This window comes from Leptolyngbya sp. AS-A5, from assembly GCF_039962495.1.
In the GTDB taxonomy this organism is placed as follows: Bacteria; Cyanobacteriota; Cyanobacteriia; order Leptolyngbyales; family Leptolyngbyaceae; genus Leptolyngbya.
This window is the reverse complement of record NZ_JAMPLL010000032.1, coordinates 1-16,814: the sequence shown is the minus strand read 5'-3', so window position 1 is coordinate 16,814 and position 16,814 is coordinate 1. Positions and strand designations below refer to the sequence as shown.

The following is a 16,814-nucleotide window of genomic DNA, read 5'->3' as shown; positions in this document are numbered from 1 at the left end:
ACTTAAAGCTATTAACTTAATGAAAAAAGCCATCTCAAAAAATCAGCGAGAGCAGAAGACCGGGCTGAACACTCATCAGGGCAAGGAATACAGCTCTCTTTTCAATTCACTAAGTTCTAGGAAATCGTTAGTGAAACGAAAATGGGGTTTGAAAGATGGAATTTTCCTGAATCTCATCGTGCTATTAGTTTGTAGTACAGTCGTGTTACAGATCTTGGACTATTGCCGGATTAATGCACATGTACAACCGTCTTCAAACAAGATTCACCTCAACAAACTTCAAGCGTGAGCAGGACCTGAATACTACCAAGCCGAGCGCTCGGTGACTCATTGTTCAATAGCTGATGCTCTCGTGCTTCATTGGCGGTGAACTTGCAAAAACGCCGCTAGTCACCACGCTATTGCTCAAAGTGGGGTTAAATGGGAATTTTATCGCTCCGTTCTTTTGTCCTACGCCCCCGCTGATCACTGTGCTTACCCTGCTTAAAGTCAAACGTGCAGCAGTTTCCTTACTTTTTTCGTACCCAGTAGAGAGTTGCAGGATTCATATCAATGCCCCGTCTTCATATAGTTTTCCGACAATACAGCATCGCCCTTCTCAGTGTTGGGGTCGCGTTGCTACTGAAGCTTGTTCTTAATTCCCTCATTGGTGCAAGAACTCCATTTCTCTTATTTTTTGGGGCTGTGATTCTCAGCGCCCTTCGTGGGGGAGTTCGGGCCGGTATCTTGGCAACACTACTATCTGGGTTGGTTGTTGATTTTTTCTTTTTGGACCCCATCGTTGCGTTGGCGTTAACTCCTACCAATCTAATTCAAGTTGCTTTTTTTATTCTGGAGGGAACTCTAATTAGCTTCGTTATTGGCCGAATGCAACGGGCACAGCGCCAAACACATGCGGTTACCCTGCAACTAGCGGAGCGTGAAACGCAGTATCGCCAATTGGTTGATCTCTCTCCTGACACCATTTTTATTCAACAGCAGGGAAAGATTGTGTTTATTAATCGGGCTGGAGTCAAGCTACTGGGCGCAACTGAGACAGCTCAGTTACTGAGCCGGTCGGTTTTAGAGATAATTGCTCCAGCCTACCGAACTGCTGTTCAAGAGCGAATCCATCAGCTTCTAGAATTACAGCAGCCAGTTGCACTGGTCGAGGAGCAATTTCTTCAGCTAGATGGGACACCCATTGATGTAGAAGTCGTTGCCTCACCGCTAATTTATGCTGGGCAACCGGCAGCTCAAGTCATTGTGCGGGATATTCGAGAGCGCAAGCAAAGAGAGCAAATTTTACAAGATACACTGCAACGGCTTAACTTTCATATTGATAACTCTCCGGTTGCACTGATTGAATGGGATGCCAACTTCCGAGTATCTCGGTGGTCTCGACAAGCACAACAAATCTTTGGCTGGACAGCTGACGAGGTTACTGGCAAACAACCCGACGAATGGAAGTTTGTGTTTGTTGAAGATGTAGCAGCAGCTAGCACAGTTGTTGCTCAGTTGTGGGAAGGCACTAAGCAACAAGTGGTGAGCTTTAACCGAAATTATACAAAAACTGGTGGCGTACTCGATTGCGAATGGTATAACTCTGCTCTCCTGGATGAAGCTGGAAACTTAGTCTCAGTTTTATCTTGGGTTTTGGATGTCAGCACCCGGAAGCAAGCAGAAGCAGAGCGCAATCAGTTGCTTGCAGGGGCACAAGCCGCTCAGGCAGAAGCTGAAGTTCAGCGCAATCGTCTTTACTCCCTCCTGCTACAAGCTCCCGCTTTGATCTGTATTCAACGCGGTCCTGACCACATGTTTGAGTTTGCCAATCCACGGTATCGCCAAGTGGTCGGCAATCGTGAGTTGATTGGAAAAACTTCGCGCGAAGTTTTTCCTGATTTGGAGGGCCAAGGTATCTTTGAGTTGCTCGATAACGTTTTTCAGACTGGAACTCCTTTCGTTGGAGCAGAGGTTTCCGCTCAGTTTGATCGTCAAGGGAATGGCACAATCGAGGAAGGATTCTTTAACTTCATCTATCAGCCCACCTATGATATTCATGGGCAGGTAGAAGGTATCATTACTTTTGCCTTTGAGGTGACTGACCAGGTCGTAGCGCGACGCCAAGCGGAAGCTTTAGCAGAGGACCTCAGAGCTGAGCAGATGGCCTTAAGGAGAAGCGAAGCTCGCTTTAGTCGATTGGTAGAATCTAATATAATTGGGGTTATCCTAGCTGAAGCGGATGGCAATATTACCGAAGCGAATGATGCGTTTCTTGAGATAGTTGGCTATGGCCGTGACGATCTAAATAACGGAGTGATGCGTTGGTTTGAGATGACACCGCCCGAGTATCAGGAGCGGGATCAACAGGGCATTCGGGAACTTTCAATGACTGGACGCTGTACTCCATTTGAGAAGGAATATATTCGCAAAGATGGCAGCCGGGTACCGATTCTCATTGGCGCTGCCCTGCTCGAAGAGGACCAAACGTCCTGGGTCTGCTTCGTCTTGGATTTGACCGAGAGTAAACAGGTCGAAGCCCTACTACGGCAACAAGCTGAGGAGCTAGTCAAAGCCAATCGTCTCAAGGATGAGTTTTTAACCACGCTCTCTCACGAGCTGAAAACGCCGCTCAACGCCATCCTGGGTTGGTCAACCATGCTGCTTACCAAAACACAGGATGCAGCAACTGTAAACCGCGCTCTAGAGACAATCCAGCGCAATGCTCGGGCACAGAATCAACTGATTGAAGACTTACTGGATGTGTCTCGCATCATTACAGGCAAGCTGCGGTTGAATGTCCGGCCTGTTGTAATGGTCTCGGTGATTGAAGCCGCCATTGAATCTGTTCGTCCAGCCGCAGATGCCAAAAATATCCGCATCCAAAGTGTGTTGGATCCGAGTGCCGGTCCAGTCTCTGGCGACCCGGATCGCCTACAACAGGTGTTTTGGAATTTGCTGTCGAATGCGATCAAATTCACGCCGAAGAATGGGCGGGTTCAAATCCGGTTAGAACGCATCAATTCTCATGTTGAAGTGATGGTGAGTGACACAGGACAAGGGATTCGTCCTGACTTTTTGCCGTATGTGTTTGAACGCTTGCAGCAGGCCGACGGCTCAACGACTAGACATCATGGGGGGCTAGGCCTAGGACTCGCGATTGTTCGGCAACTAGTGGAACTGCATGGGGGAAGCGTGCGGGCAGAGAGTGCTGGGGAAGGACAAGGAGCTGCCTTTACAGTCGTTCTACCCATTGCCATTTTCCGTTCTGCCCCACTTGACGAAGCGCGGGTCCATCCCAGCGTCAGTGACCAAGCTCCCCCCATAAGTGCGGCCAGATTAGACGGCTTAACCGTATTAATCGTGGATGATGAAGCCGATGCACGGGAGCTACTGGCAGTGCTTCTTCAGCACTGTGGCGCAACGGTCCTCACCGTAGCATCAGCAGCAGAAGCATTAGCCGTGATCACACAAAGTCCACCCACTCAGCGTCCTGGTCTGTTAGTCAGTGATATCGGGATGCCTGAAGAAGACGGCTACACGCTCATTCAACAGGTACGAGCCTTAAGTCCAGCACAGGGCGGTACCATTCCTGCCATTGCGCTGACTGCTTATGCGAGAACAGCAGATCGGATCAAGGCACTCTCTTCAGGCTTCAATTCCCATGTACCGAAACCGGTTGAGCCCGCAGAATTTATCACAGTGGTTGCCAATCTAGTTCATCGCATATGAAGCACTTCTGCTTTGACCTTTGCGTTTAAGGCGATGGCTTTGAACGAACCAGCTCAACAATGGACCGAATCAGATCTACCGGCTCGACTGGCTTCGATAAATGGACTCGAAAGCCTGCAGCTAAAGCTCGTTCTTGGTCTGCTTCCCCAGCATAAGCCGTGAGGGCGATTGCTGGAAGTGATTCTCCTGGCGGTAAAGATGCTTGAGCCTGTCGAGCCAGTTCATAGCCATTCATTTCGGGCATCCCAATATCGCTGACTAAAACATCTGGCCTAAATTGTGGCAGCACGGCTAATGCTTCACCCGCTGAAGCAACGGCAGTCACTGTTGCACCCGCATCTGCCAAAACAAAGGCAATGAGATCAAGATTATCCGGCTCATCATCGACCACGAGCACTTTTACCGCCTGTAGCCCAGAAGTATTGTCGGCTGGTGTGATTTGCTCAGCTGTCTCAGAGACCGTTGTCATGAGTGGTAGAGTCACGGTGAAGGTTGTACCTTCGCCTTCACCTAGGCTTTCTGCTCGAATGGTACCCCCGTGCAGTTCCGTAATCTGACGCGCGATCGCTAATCCTAATCCTAATCCCCCAAAGTTGCGGGTGATAGAGCTATCCGCCTGACGGAAGTATTCAAATACGTAGGGGAGAAATTCCGAGCTAATTCCAATACCCGTATCCTTAACAGTAATCTGAGCTTTGAGATTAACGTAATTGAGATCAATTTCAATCTTGCCGCTTTCAGGCGTAAATTTCACGGCATTCGAGAGGAGATTCCAAATGACTTGTTGCAGGCGACCTGCATCTCCAAAAACCATCTGTCCTCTCGGAGCCAAATGGGTCTCAACCTGAATGTGTTTGGCTTCTATTGCAAGACGAACCGTCTCAAGCGAGGCTCCAATGATGTGTCCTAGATCAACAGGGGCTTTTTTAAGACTCAGTTTGCCGCGAAGAATCCGGGAGATATCCAGGAGATCCTCAATGAGCTGAGTTTGGAGCTTAGCATTGCGTTCGATGGTTTCCAGCGCATGGTCTACCTGTGTTGCACTCAGGGTTCCCTTGCGTAACACCTGTACCCAACCCAGAATTGGATTGAGGGGGGTGCGCAACTCATGGGAAATGACCGCAAGAAACTCATCTCTCAGTTGATTTGCTTCAGCAAGCTCTTTAGCTTGCTGGCGAAACCGCTCCTCAGAGAGCTTCAATTGCTCTACAGTCTTGTCATATTCACGGCGCATTCGTTGCTTCTCAAGGCTTTCTTGCACAGCAACCGTTAACCGGTATAAGGGTTGTCCCTTCAGCACATAGTCGCTTAAGCCCTGCTTCATGCCCTTTACTGCAATTTCTTCAGAGCCGCTATTTGTAAACATGATGACTGGACAATTTGGGTAGCGAGACTTAATTGCTTGTAGAACTGACAGTCCATCACTCCAAAGCAGTTGATAATCGGTGACAACTGCATCAAACTCACCAGTCTCTAAAGCTGAAGCAAGTCCATCAGCTGTACCTATTTCTATCGCCTGCAAATCTGGAAAGTTTTTTCTTAACTCACGAATTGCAAGCAGGCGATCTCCTCGATTATCATCCACAAATAGAATATGAAGCATCTATCACCCTTGTCCATAACCTATTGTTTGTCCCTCCTTTGACGTGATTTAGGTAATCACAGATGCCAAAGAACCTTTGAGTTACTCATAATTAAGATAGATTATTAGCCGCAGGCAGTTCGATCCAAAATTGGCTTCCGTGACCTAAACGAGACTCTACGCCAACTTGTCCACCCATGCATTGAACAGCACGACGCACAACCGCGAGCCCAATCCCAGTACCTGGATAAGTTTCTTCAGCATGCAGCCGCTCAAAAATCTCAAAAATTCGGTCCTGGTTCTCGGGAGCAATCCCAATCCCTTGATCTTCGACCCATAGGCGAACGTACTGCTTGCGTTGTTCTGCCCAAACTCGGACCGTTGGTCGAGCGTCTGGTGCGACAAACCTCATCGCATTGGTGAGTAAGGAAGCCATGACCTGAATCAGGGTGGAATAGTGCCCAATCACAGGAAGCAGTGGAGAGTTTACCATGACTTTTGCTTCAGTCTGCTGGACTTCCCATTCCACTTGATCCAGCGTATCGCTCACGACTGAATTGAGATTGAGGGGGTGGAGGGTAAGGCGGGACCGATTCAAGCGATTGTAGACTAGCAACCCTTGTACAATTGCTTCAATTTGCTTTGTTTCCTGCAAAATGTACCGCAACCACTGGCGCGGGGTTGCATCGAGTGCTTCACCATGATCTTGCTGTAGCGCTTCAGCATAGGCTCGAACTCCCCGCAACCGAGCTTGAAAGTTCTGTGAGATGGAATGAGCATAGGTGTCTAAATCTTGATTGGCCTCCTCAAGTTGCTGCGTTCGATCTCGGACAAGTTTCTCAAGCTCTTCTGCGTAACGGCGGAGTTCTTCACGCAGTCGCGATTGGTCCACCGAGATCGTAAGTTGAGTTGCCAATTCTTTCAGTATTGCGATCTCCTCAAGAGTAAGAGCGTTAGGTTCAGTAGAGCCCGCACTGAATGCTCCAATGAGACGTTCTTCAGTATAAATTGGTACGCTCACCCAAGTGCGAATTCCCTGCTCAAATAAGCGCTGTAGAACTGGGGTTCTAAGGACAGACGCCAAATCTGAGATGACGATCTCTTGATTTTGTTTGAGCTTTTCAATCTCTCCCCAATCGGCGGCTGAAATAATCTCCCCGCACTCCAACCCATAACGAATATTCTCCTTACTGGATTGAATCGCAAGAACCACTGTCTGATTGCGCTCCAAGTCAATCAGGCTAATATCGAGCAATTGAACCGGCAGAAGTTCCAATTCTGCATCAAGCGCAGTCTGAGCAATTTGAGGAGTTGGCTCAGATTGCAGGATAGACTTATTCAGCTCCTGCAAAATCTCTAATCGCCGAGTATAGCGTCTAAGCCCTGCTTCCGCTTGTTTCAGACGCGTAATGTCTTCGACCACACCGTCAATGACAAGCTGTCCATTCACTGAGTTTAAGGTTTCACTGACCCGAAGCCAGAGATCTTCTCCTAAAGCATTGCGAATCTGAGTCTGACGGTCAACCCGTTGATGCAGTTGAAGCTCTTGCCCATTAGAAAATAGAAGGGTGCCCAGGCGCATATCAACTTCTGCAAGGGACCCAACTCCCAGTAATTGAAGCAGAGCAAGATTAGCCTCAATCACTTCTCCTCCGGAACGAATCCGAAACACACCAATTTCGAGTTGATTGAGTAGCGACTGCAGCCGCAATTCTGCGAGCGCACGCTGTTTGCGGTCTTCTATTCGTTGCAGAACTAGTTGAACAGTCGGCACCAGACGAATAAAGTGCTTTGGGGATTTAATCAGATAGTCATCTAACCCCTGTTTCATCCCTTCTACTGCAATTTCTTGAGTTCCTGTGTTTGTGAACATCACAACTGGGCAGTCTGGGTAGCGGCGTTTAACCTGTTGTAAAACCTCTAACCCATTGCTCCATTGCAAATGGTAGTCGGTGATGACGAAATCAAACTCTCCAGCTTCCAGAACTTGCGCAAACCTTGCTTCTTCTCCGATCGAGGTCACCTTCAAATCAGCAAACGCTTGTCGAAGCTGCCGCTCGACCAAAAGACGGTCGCTGACACTATCATCGAGAATTAAGATATGCATCTGCCCAGGGTATGGTTATAACTTATATAGTCTAGTTCAAACCGCACAGCCTCGGCTTTCTATCTCATGAAGGCAATGGAATTTGCGTGAGGAGATTATTGAGTATGTCGAGCGTGATGGGTTTGAGGAGATACAATTTAGCTCCTAATTGATAGGCTCGGTTCTCATCCTTGGGATCAGTCGAAGTGGTTAAAATCACAGTCGGGATGTCAAGCCCAATCTGTTGTTGTATCCATTCCATGACTTCAAACCCGGAACGACGCGGCATCTTGAGATCGAGCAGCAATAAAGCAGGCATGGGATAGCGATGCCGATCAACATACTTCCCTTGCCCAGACAAGTAGTCAATCGCTTCTTCCCCATTTGCCACAATCCTTAATTCGTAAGGTCCATCAAGCTTGTTCAGTTGGCGGAATGCCCGTTTTGCAAGCAAAACGTCGCCCTGATTGTCTTCGGCAAATAGAATCGTTGGTTGAGTCATTCCTGAGCCACCTCGCGCAACTCCACCCAAAAGCGGCTTCCCTGTCCTAATGCTGATTCGACCCCAACCTTACCGCCCATTCGTTCAATTCCTTTCCGAACAATCGCTAACCCTACCCCCGTTCCCGAATAGGTTTCCATGGCGTGTAAGCGCTCAAACGGTTGAAAAATTCGCTCTTGATGCTCCGGTGCAATACCAATTCCATTATCTTCAATCCACAAACGTACCCAACCCGAGCGATGTTCTGCCCAAATCTGAATGTGAGGTGGATCATTGGCGGGCACAAACTTCATTGCATTGAGCAGCAAGTTCAGAATGACTTGCTTCAGCGTCGAATGATTCCCCATAACACTTGGTAGCGGGTTTTCAACGCTAATTTCCGCCTGAGAGGCTTGCCGTTCCCCCTTGATTTGCGTGAGTACCTCAGTGACCAACTGAGCGAAACTCACAGGTTGAACGCTGACATCGGCTCTCGTGAGTCGCGCATATTCTAAGAGGTTAATGATTAGCTCATCAGCTTGTTTAGCAGACGTGGCAATTTCTTGAACATACAGATGTGCAGTAGCATCAAGCTGATAACCATAATCCTCTAAGAGAGCTATGGATAACCCCTGCATTGAGCGCAGCGGGGCCCGCAAGTCGTGGGAAACCGAGTAGCTAAATGCTTCTAACCCATCATTTGCCTCTTGTAAGGCAAGCGTTCGCTCTGTCACCCGTTTTTCCAATTCACCCGCATATCGCTTGAGTTGTTCTCGTAATTGGGACTGCTGAATGGAAATCACCAACGAATCGGCAATTTCCTGTGCAATTGCTCGATGTTCTTGGCTAAATATCACAGAGGGTTCGGCAACCAGAATCAAGGTGCCAATGAGGGCTGCTTTAGTTTGTAGTGGGGCGAATATGCTGCTAACAGGGGCACTCATTGTAGAAGGATCAAGGGCAATAGGGCGATCCTTGGGAAAAAGATCTGCAATGAGGAAAGGCAGTGGTGGATCATTTAATTCTTCTGTACCGGGACATGAGCCTGCAAGCGTTAGTACGCTTCCAGGCTCATGTCCAAATAACTCTCCCGCTAAAATAACCCCCTCACTGGCTTCGACATTGTAGAGAACAACTGCTGCCTCATCATAAGGAATCAATTGAGCCAAGCGGGAGAGTGCAGCAGCAGCAATCGCCTCAGAAGTCTGAGCCTCTAAAATTTCGAGATCAAGCTGATGTAAGAATTCCAAGCGTTGCACTACTCGATGTAACTGTTCCTCAGATTGCTTACGGGTAGTAATATCAAATCGCACGGCTAGGTATTGGAACGGCTTACCTGAATCATCTAGAAAAGGAACAATGGTTGTATCAACCCAATAGAAATTACCGTCCTTGGCATGATTCTTAATTTCCCCATGCCAAACCCGACCCTGAGCAATCGTTGACCAAAGATCCTGGAAAAACGCTTGAGAATGGTAGCCGGAATTGATAATGCGATGGGTTTGTCCAATCAGTTCCTTGCGGCTGAACTTCGAGATTTGACAGAACTTGTCATTCACCGCAGTAATGATTCCCTTGCCATCCGTTGTGGCCAAAATGGCTGCTTGATCTAAAGCAAACTTAATATCTGACAGCTCCTTGAATAAGCACTGTTGCCTTACCTCAGCTTGCTTGCGCTCCGTGATATCACGAGCGATTCCAATTACACCAACAATCTTGCCCTTATCGTCGCGTAAGGGATCTTTTGTGGTTAAGAAAGTTTGCTCAGTTGTCCCTGGTAAGGTCTCTTCCAATGTTTGGGAAATTCCCGTCTCCATCACAGCAAGATCGATCTGCTGGAGTCCCGCTACACTTTCTAAGGGTAATAATTCTTGGTCATTTTTACCCAAAACCTCTTCTCGCGATTTATTAAAGATTCGGGCAGCGGTTGAGTTGATCAGTTGATAGCGTCCTTGCAAGTCTTTGATGAAAACTGCGTCTCGTGTTCCTTCAATCACACGCTCGAGCAAACTGTAACTCTCTCGAAGTGCTTGTTCACTCCGTTTTTGCTCAGTAACATCACGAACAATCTTAGAAAAACCGCACAGGCTGCCTTGGAGATCGTGTAAAGCGTAAATCTCAACGTTAGACCAGAATAACGAGCCGTCTTTGCGTTTTCGCCACCCTTCTCCTGCAAAGTGTCCCGTGCTTTTTGCAGTCTGTAAATCAGCCTCAGGTCTCCCCTGAATAACGTCGGCTTCGGTGTAGAAAACAGAGACATGCCGTCTTAAAATTTCGGCAGCGCTATATCCCTTAATGAGTTCGGCACCACTATTCCAACTCGTGATATGCCCAGTCGGATCTAACCCATAAATGGCGTAATCCTTTGCGCCCTCAATCAGTAAGCGATACTGTTCTTTCTGGTCACTAAGCTCAGACAGCGACCCTTCAAGGTGTCGTCGATACTGACGGGCTACTTTACTGAAATAGCTGATGAGAATACCTTCAAGAATAAAGAGAGTAATATTTGCAGCGGCATTGATATTTTGTATTTGCAGACTCCAATAAGGGGGGAAAAAGAAGTAAGTTCCCAGCAAAGCACCCAAGACTGTTGCCGTTAATCCTGCCTCTAGCCCATGCCACCAAGCACTAATAATGACCGGTAAAATGAAAATTAAAAGAGGAGCACCTTCGCCCAGAACGGGGTTCAAAAGAAATCGCAGGCATAGAGCAAGCAAACTTGCGAATATAGCGAGACTATATCCGGAGTCCAGGAAATGCTTCACTCTCAACACTGCTCGAATTCCAGCCAATTGAACCTCACATGTTGCTGCGACAAAAAACGCATATCCATACAGCTATGCTAGCTCTCGAGTGCAAACACTTTTATATGACGGAAAATATACCCTTCATCATACTGTCTCTAGAGCTAAGAATGTCTGCTCTAGAGACAGTATGATGCACTTTTCGCTCCGCTAGGAAGGAGTATGAATAGAAAGCCCTATCCAAGCAGAAGCCTTAGCAGCGTTTCATGCATTACTTTTTAGATACTGACGTCCAAACAGTTTGCCACAATCAGCCTTCAAAGCGAATAATGCCCCAAGATAGATGTGCTGCTAGAGACGAAAGTGTAACGATAATGGGCTTGAGTATTTGAGGCGAGACACGGATAATTAATGCCAAATCGAACTCAAAATATAGCGACGTTTGGGGCAGCCTTTATCCTTTTAGCTGCAGGGAGCCTCGCCTCTTGCCTCGCCTCATTTAAGTCCAGAGATAGCAGCCAGTGGGTAAGTCACACGAATGAAGTTTTGGCTAAAGCAGAGTCTGTCCTTTCGGAAGTAAAAGATGCCGAAACAGGACAAAGAGGGTTCTTGCTCACTCAAAAAACTCGCTACTTGCAACCCTATTACGATTCAGTTCGCCAAGCCTCTCGCGAGCTGCAAGACCTACAAAGTCTCACTCGTGATAACCCTCGTCAGCAAGCTCGAATACAGCAGCTGCAGCCCTTAATTAGTGCAAAATTCCTTGAGCTAAAGCAGACCGTTGACTTGAATCGAGCTCAGGGATTAACAGCTGCATTGGCAGTTGTCCAGACAGATCAGGGGCAAGCCCTAATGGACCAAATCCGTGCTGTGACTCACTCAATTCAGCAGGAGGAAATTGCTCTACTTCATCAGCGCATACAGCAGGCAAATCAGGACGCAACTGCGGCTACCGCAAGCATTGTGCTGCTCAGTGTCTCTTCAATTGGGCTAGTCGGAACGGGACTCCGGCGAACCAGCCATTACATTACTACTCTGAAACAGCTCGAGACAAGGCTACGTACCTTTAATCAGGAATTAGACGAGCAGGTGGAGTCGCAAACTCAGAAACTCTTGGACACAAATACTGAATTGCGGGCAAAAATTCAGGAACGGCAGCAGATCAATATAGCCTTGAACGAACGTAACGAGCAGTTTTACAGTACCTTTAATCAAGCTGCTGTCGGCATTGCTCATGTCTCTCCAGCTGGCAGATGGTTACAGGTGAATGATAAGCTTTGCAAGATCGTAGGCTATAGGCGCGATGAGCTGCTTCAAAAGACGTTTCAAGACCTGACTTACCCCGATGACCTCAATACTGACTTGAATTACGTCCAGCAAATGCTGGCGAATAAAATCCAGACCTACTCAATCGAGAAACGCTACATTCGTAAAGACGGCTCCTTGATTTGGGTTAATTTAACGGTTTCGCTGGTCCGAACGGATCACGGAGTGCCAAAGTACTTTATCTCGGTGATTGAAGATATTAGCCAACGGAAACGAGCTGAAGAGGAAATTCAGCAACTTAATGTCACCTTAGAGCAGCGTGTCATCCGACGAACCGCTGAGTTAACAGATGCGAATCAAGAGCTGCAGGCTTTTACTAGCACGATTTCCCATGATTTGCGATCCCCCTTAACGACGATGAAGGGACTCGCGCAAGCACTTCTGGAAGATTACAGTCAAGACTTGAATGAAGAAGGACAAACCTATACCCAATTAATCTGGGACTCAGCCCAGCGCCTAGATGCGCTCACTCAGGATTTGCTGAATTATAGCCGGCTAAGCCAATCCGAAGTCGCGTTACGACCTGTCAACTTGGATCAATTAATCCGTCAAATTCTGCTGCAGATGCAATTAGAGTTGCAAACCAGCCAAGCTCAGGTCAAGGTTGATTTCCCACTGCCTGAAGTGATCGCTCATTCCACACTATTAACTCAGGTCATCACAAACCTGCTCGCCAACGCAATTAAGTTTGTTGCACCCAACGTCCAACCTAATCTGCACATTTGGAGTGAAGAAAAAGAAGACTGGGTGAGAGTATGGATTGCGGATAACGGTATTGGAATTAAGCCAGAAGCTCAAGAACAGATTTTTGGCATCTTTGAGCGACTGCACAGTGCGGAAACTTATCCAGGTACCGGGATGGGGCTCGCGATCGTGCGTAGAGGCGTGGAACGAATGGAGGGAAGGGTCGGCGTGGAGTCGCAACCTGGAAAAGGCAGTCAATTTTGGCTTGAGCTCAAAAGGGCGAACAGCAGCTAATCTTCCAGGGACGCTTACACGAGTCTTTACCGTCCTTCTTGACGAAACTCGAAATCAAATTAAAGACAATTCTACCTAAACCATGAATAACTATAAGTACTATTTCTGATTTAAAATCTAACAATCCATACGAGAGTTGACAAACATGCCCGCTTAGCTAAGTCATGCACACAATCGTAAGGCTTGCCGTTGGTGCTAATTCACTTCTTTAAATCTTGATTAACTGCCGCACACCGTAGTAGTTCCGGGCTTAGAACTCATGCAGCTGCTACGCGCTACCTAGGTGAAAATAGGAACAAATTGGGTAGGTTAACCCTAGCCCTAGAGAACCTGCTTCGGTCATGATAGAAGCATATTCAAAACCGCTAGCTCCTCTATTCACGCTGGCATTTATTAGAAGAAGCCCTAGGCAATTGCCTAGGGCTTATCAGTTGTTGCGTCAAGATCAGCTGCTCGTTTTGATCAGTTGCCGCAATCGGCAGAAAGTCGAGATGCAGAGCGTTTTAGTTCCCTTTAGGAGAGTTGAAGATTCAGTCGGCTCGAAATCGACACAACAATGCCCTTCTTCCGCAAATCGCCTAACGCTTTGTACAAATCCCCCTCATTCAACTCCCAACGATCGCAAAAAGCAACCACATCAATCGCAGGAGTTAGCTTTCCGGGGTAATCAATCTGCAAGGCAAAAAAGACATAATCACGATCGCTCGTCACCAGCTTGAGACCCCGAATCCGGAGAAGTTCGTCTCGATCTAGTGAATAGCTAGCAGCGGCGGCAGCATGAGGTTGAGTCATAATCAAATAGTACATAAGTACGATCGATTATACGGGGTTATTTCCTCATAGCAATGCAAACAGAATGAAGCTCGCAGTCTCAAGCAGATGTCTCACTCTAAGATTAGTCGTCTCAAAACCGGGTTGGACTAGAATCGGACTAAATCGCCAGTTTGTAGTACGCTGTAATGCCCAATTTTCGTGAGACTGACCACTGGCGTTTAAGGTAGCAGCAAATTTCGGTTTCCCTTGACTCACCAGCCTTTTCAGGCTGTCTCATGGGTTGGAACTTCTGCTGTAATCGCAGCCTTTCCATTCGATGCTTGCTCACTTTCGCACAAAGACTATGAAAATAATCTGCTTCAACACGTTTGACTGAACTCAAATGCCCGGTTCCTCAATTTATTGAGGGTCTTCGAGCAAGAGCTTTTTTGCGACCTCGGGGAATTGCTGTTGCAGACAGGCGTCGCAAATCCCGTGGGTAAACTGCACGTCTGAATGCTGCTGGATGAACTTTTCAACGCTGGACCAATAGCCTTGGTCATCTCGAATGCTTTTGCAGTAGGAGCAAATGGGAATTAATCCTTCCATCAGATCGATCTTGTTAAGGGCTTCAGTTAAACTCGCCGACATTCGCCGCAACTCGAGCTGGACAATTACCTGCCGCGCCAGTGCTTCCAGAGCCAGCTTCTGGGGCGTGGATAACGCTCGAGGTCGTCGATCAATGACACAAAGCGAACCAAGCGCATGTCCTTCGGGAGTAATCAGCGGTGCACCGGCATAAAACCGAATCCTTGGATCATCGGTGACGAGAGGATTATTCATAAACCGTTCGTCCAGCAGGGCATCGTTCACCACTAAGGTTTCGGGACTCAAGATAGTATGTCCACAAAACGCGAGATCCCGAGCGGTTTCATCCACCTCTAAACCCACCTTCGACTTGAACCACTGCCGCTCTGCATCGACGAGGCTAATCAAGGCGATCGGAACAGCGCAGATGAACGAGGCGAGTAAGGTGAAGTCGTCATAGGACTGCTCTGCAGGGGTATCTAAGATGCGGTATTGTCTCAGTGCTTCCAGTCTCGCAGCTTCTTGAGCCGGTTTTCGTGCTTTCATCGCATGGACCTCTGTTTGTCCTGCAACCCAGGTTGCTGGCACCAATAGTATTTTCTATGCAACCGAACGCTGAGAGGGCTACTCCTTGCTTGTTCTCAGGCAGAACAGTTACTGACGTTTAATCTCATACTTATTGACCATAGCGATTAAGCAAAGAAACACAAGAAAATGTGATAGTGCTTAACATGGATATTATGACCCAGTCCTCTTCGCCTCAAAAGCAGGAAGCTGCAAGCGGTAGTGCGCTAGACATGTGGATCTGAATTACGGAAACCAACTCCAGCAATGTTTGCTGAGTAGAGGATCAACATGTCTAGAACACGACCTGATGAAAGGTTAAAAGCGATGGCGAAGGTTGATACTTAGCACCTTCACATCTCTCTATATCATCGAGGAATTCTAGCCATTTGTAGATGCTTAACGAAATGTATTATTTATCGAAAGGATTGAAATAACCAAGCTTACCTGGTTTAGGCTGGCAAATCATATAAAGCTCTAACAAGCGAAATATTTGCAACGCGGTCGTTATCGCTTATATAGAGGTTACTGCAATCCTCCTGCGTTGAGTGCTGTCCGCTCTACTCGACTCAGAGAAGTGTCTCTGGTTCAAGTCCTGCCGCTCAACATTCATCACTGTATGCATCCGCAAAACCCATCTATTCCTTTCCTCACTTTAGACGCTGCCCTTGATCGCCGTGCCTTGACCGTGTCTTCAGACACCTCCCTGAGCGAGGCGATCGCGATGATGAGCAAAGCGCAGAGCAGTTGCGTGCTTCCAGGATTGGAGCTCTCGCTCAACACCACTTTGATGAGCGAAGCTCGTGCAAGTGGGCTTCTGGTCGTCGAAGGAACGCAACTGCTGGGCGTATTTGCCGAGCGAGATGCGATCGGAGCAATTGTGTCAGGGCAAGACTTAACCGCAACGACTATGACTGATGTCGCACGGCGACCGGTCATTCGCTGCACTGCATCTAAGGATCAAACGGTTTTTACGGCGCTTGCTCAATTGCGTCAGCATCGAATCCATCACCTCCCCGTCGTGGATGATCAGGGGCAATGGCTCGGACTCATCACCCCAGCGAGTCTTCGTGCGATCTTACCGCTCGATGAATTCCTAAAGTCAAAGCCATTATCCGAGATTATTTCTCCGCTGGTGATACAAGCTCCAGCCACTACGTCTGTGCTTAAGTTGGCTCAACTGATGGTTGAGCATGACGTGGAATGTGTCGTCCTCACAGCGGGCGAGGAGACGCAGCCTGGTGCCCAAGCCGGATTACTACTCAGGCGGCATGTGCTCCAGCTCTGGACTTTGGGGCTAGAGTTATCACAGATCCCAGCCCAAACAGTAATGAGTGCTCCATTCCTGTGCTTCCCCGCTTCAGAGTCAGTATTAGTAGCTTACTGGGAAATGCAGCAAGCCAAAGTGCAGCGATTTGGGGTATGTGCCACTGAAGGAAACCTGTTAGGCGTTGTCTCGCCGACGAGTTTTCTTGAGACCCTGGACCTCAACGAGATGCACAGCGCCGTGAATCAGCTACAGCGATCGATCGAGCAGTTTGAGGTGTCAAAAAGCAAAGCTGACCAAGACCCGCGTCCCGATCTTGATCTTCAGCTACTCGAAAATCCGACCGGCTTGCTGGAACAATTGCAGTGCAGCCAAATTCTCGCTGCAATGGCACTCCACATCCGGGAGTCCCTCAACCTAACCGATATCCTGCAAAGAAGCGTCGAAGAAGTCTGGTACTTCCTCAAAACAGATCGGGTGATTATCTACCAGTTTCACCCCGACTGGAGTGGCACTGTCGTGGTCGAATCGGTCGCGGACGGATGGAGACCCGCGCTTCACAGTAGGATTCAGGATACGTGCTTTGCACAAAACTATGCCCAAGCCTATAAACAGGGACGAACGCAAGTTTGCGAAGACATTTACACCGCAGGGTTAACTCAGTGTCATATCGACATTCTGGTAATCTACGATGTGCGAGCCAGCTTGGTCGTTCCGATTCTACAGGGAGACCA

At 48.0% G+C, this 16,814-nt stretch carries 9 protein-coding genes; 3 read left to right on the top strand and 6 right to left on the bottom strand.

All coding sequences use genetic code 11. The features are described from left to right. Window positions 1-552 precede the first annotated feature (552 nt). Window positions 553-3,711: a PAS domain S-box protein gene (locus NC980_RS22200; RefSeq protein WP_190379532.1), complete on the top strand. Its 3,159-nt coding sequence runs from the start codon at window positions 553-555 to the stop codon at window positions 3,709-3,711. Between the two features lie 25 nt (window positions 3,712-3,736). On the opposite strand, the gene NC980_RS22195 is transcribed toward NC980_RS22200, so the two are convergent. From NC980_RS22195 to NC980_RS22180, 4 genes are all read right to left on the bottom strand, one after another. Next, a complete protein-coding gene (locus NC980_RS22195; protein WP_190379531.1) occupies window positions 3,737-5,314 on the bottom strand; it encodes a response regulator in 1,578 nt (525 codons plus the stop codon). Window positions 5,315-5,405: 91 nt separating this feature from the next. Next, complete coding sequence (locus NC980_RS22190; RefSeq protein ID WP_190379530.1) at window positions 5,406-7,400, bottom strand: ATP-binding protein; 1,995 nt, start codon at window positions 7,398-7,400, stop codon at window positions 5,406-5,408. A gap of 64 nt (window positions 7,401-7,464) precedes the next feature. Then, window positions 7,465-7,881, bottom strand: coding sequence for a response regulator (locus NC980_RS22185; protein ID WP_190379529.1), 417 nt, complete (start codon window positions 7,879-7,881; stop codon window positions 7,465-7,467). Continuing rightward, complete coding sequence (locus NC980_RS22180) at window positions 7,878-10,625, bottom strand: PAS domain S-box protein (RefSeq protein ID WP_206753848.1); 2,748 nt, start codon at window positions 10,623-10,625, stop codon at window positions 7,878-7,880. Before NC980_RS22180 ends, NC980_RS22185 begins: the two co-directional genes overlap by 4 nt. A gap of 390 nt (window positions 10,626-11,015) precedes the next feature. On the opposite strand from NC980_RS22180, the gene NC980_RS22175 reads away from it, so the two are divergent. Further along, window positions 11,016-12,908: a CHASE3 domain-containing protein gene (locus tag NC980_RS22175; protein ID WP_277881585.1), complete on the top strand. Its 1,893-nt coding sequence runs from the start codon at window positions 11,016-11,018 to the stop codon at window positions 12,906-12,908. A 513-nt stretch (window positions 12,909-13,421) separates the two neighbouring features. Here NC980_RS22175 and NC980_RS22170 read toward each other — a convergent pair. After that, complete coding sequence (locus NC980_RS22170) at window positions 13,422-13,715, bottom strand: hypothetical protein (protein WP_131603906.1); 294 nt, start codon at window positions 13,713-13,715, stop codon at window positions 13,422-13,424. A gap of 366 nt (window positions 13,716-14,081) precedes the next feature. Beyond that, entirely contained in the window at window positions 14,082-14,795 is a 714-nt protein-coding gene (locus NC980_RS22165) for a GAF domain-containing protein (protein WP_190379525.1), read from the bottom strand. A gap of 595 nt (window positions 14,796-15,390) precedes the next feature. Here NC980_RS22165 and NC980_RS22160 point away from each other — a divergent pair. Further along, window positions 15,391-16,814 (top strand): CBS domain-containing protein (locus NC980_RS22160; RefSeq protein WP_190379524.1); only part of this gene is annotated, 1,424 nt, incomplete at its 3' end.

Excerpts from the sequence above, each read along its gene's own strand:
- NC980_RS22185 (WP_190379529.1), bottom strand. The coding sequence starts at position 7,881 with ATGACTCAACCAACGATTCTATTTGCCGAAGACAATCAGGGCGACGTT.
- NC980_RS22165 (WP_190379525.1), bottom strand. The coding sequence starts at position 14,795 with ATGAAAGCACGAAAACCGGCTCAAGAAGCTGCGAGACTGGAAGCACTG.
- NC980_RS22195 (WP_190379531.1), bottom strand. The coding sequence starts at position 5,314 with ATGCTTCATATTCTATTTGTGGATGATAATCGAGGAGATCGCCTGCTT.
- NC980_RS22170 (WP_131603906.1), bottom strand. The coding sequence starts at position 13,715 with ATGTACTATTTGATTATGACTCAACCTCATGCTGCCGCCGCTGCTAGC.
- NC980_RS22200 (WP_190379532.1), top strand. The coding sequence starts at position 553 with ATGCCCCGTCTTCATATAGTTTTCCGACAATACAGCATCGCCCTTCTC.
- NC980_RS22190 (WP_190379530.1), bottom strand. The coding sequence starts at position 7,400 with ATGCATATCTTAATTCTCGATGATAGTGTCAGCGACCGTCTTTTGGTC.
- NC980_RS22175 (WP_277881585.1), top strand. The coding sequence starts at position 11,016 with ATGCCAAATCGAACTCAAAATATAGCGACGTTTGGGGCAGCCTTTATC.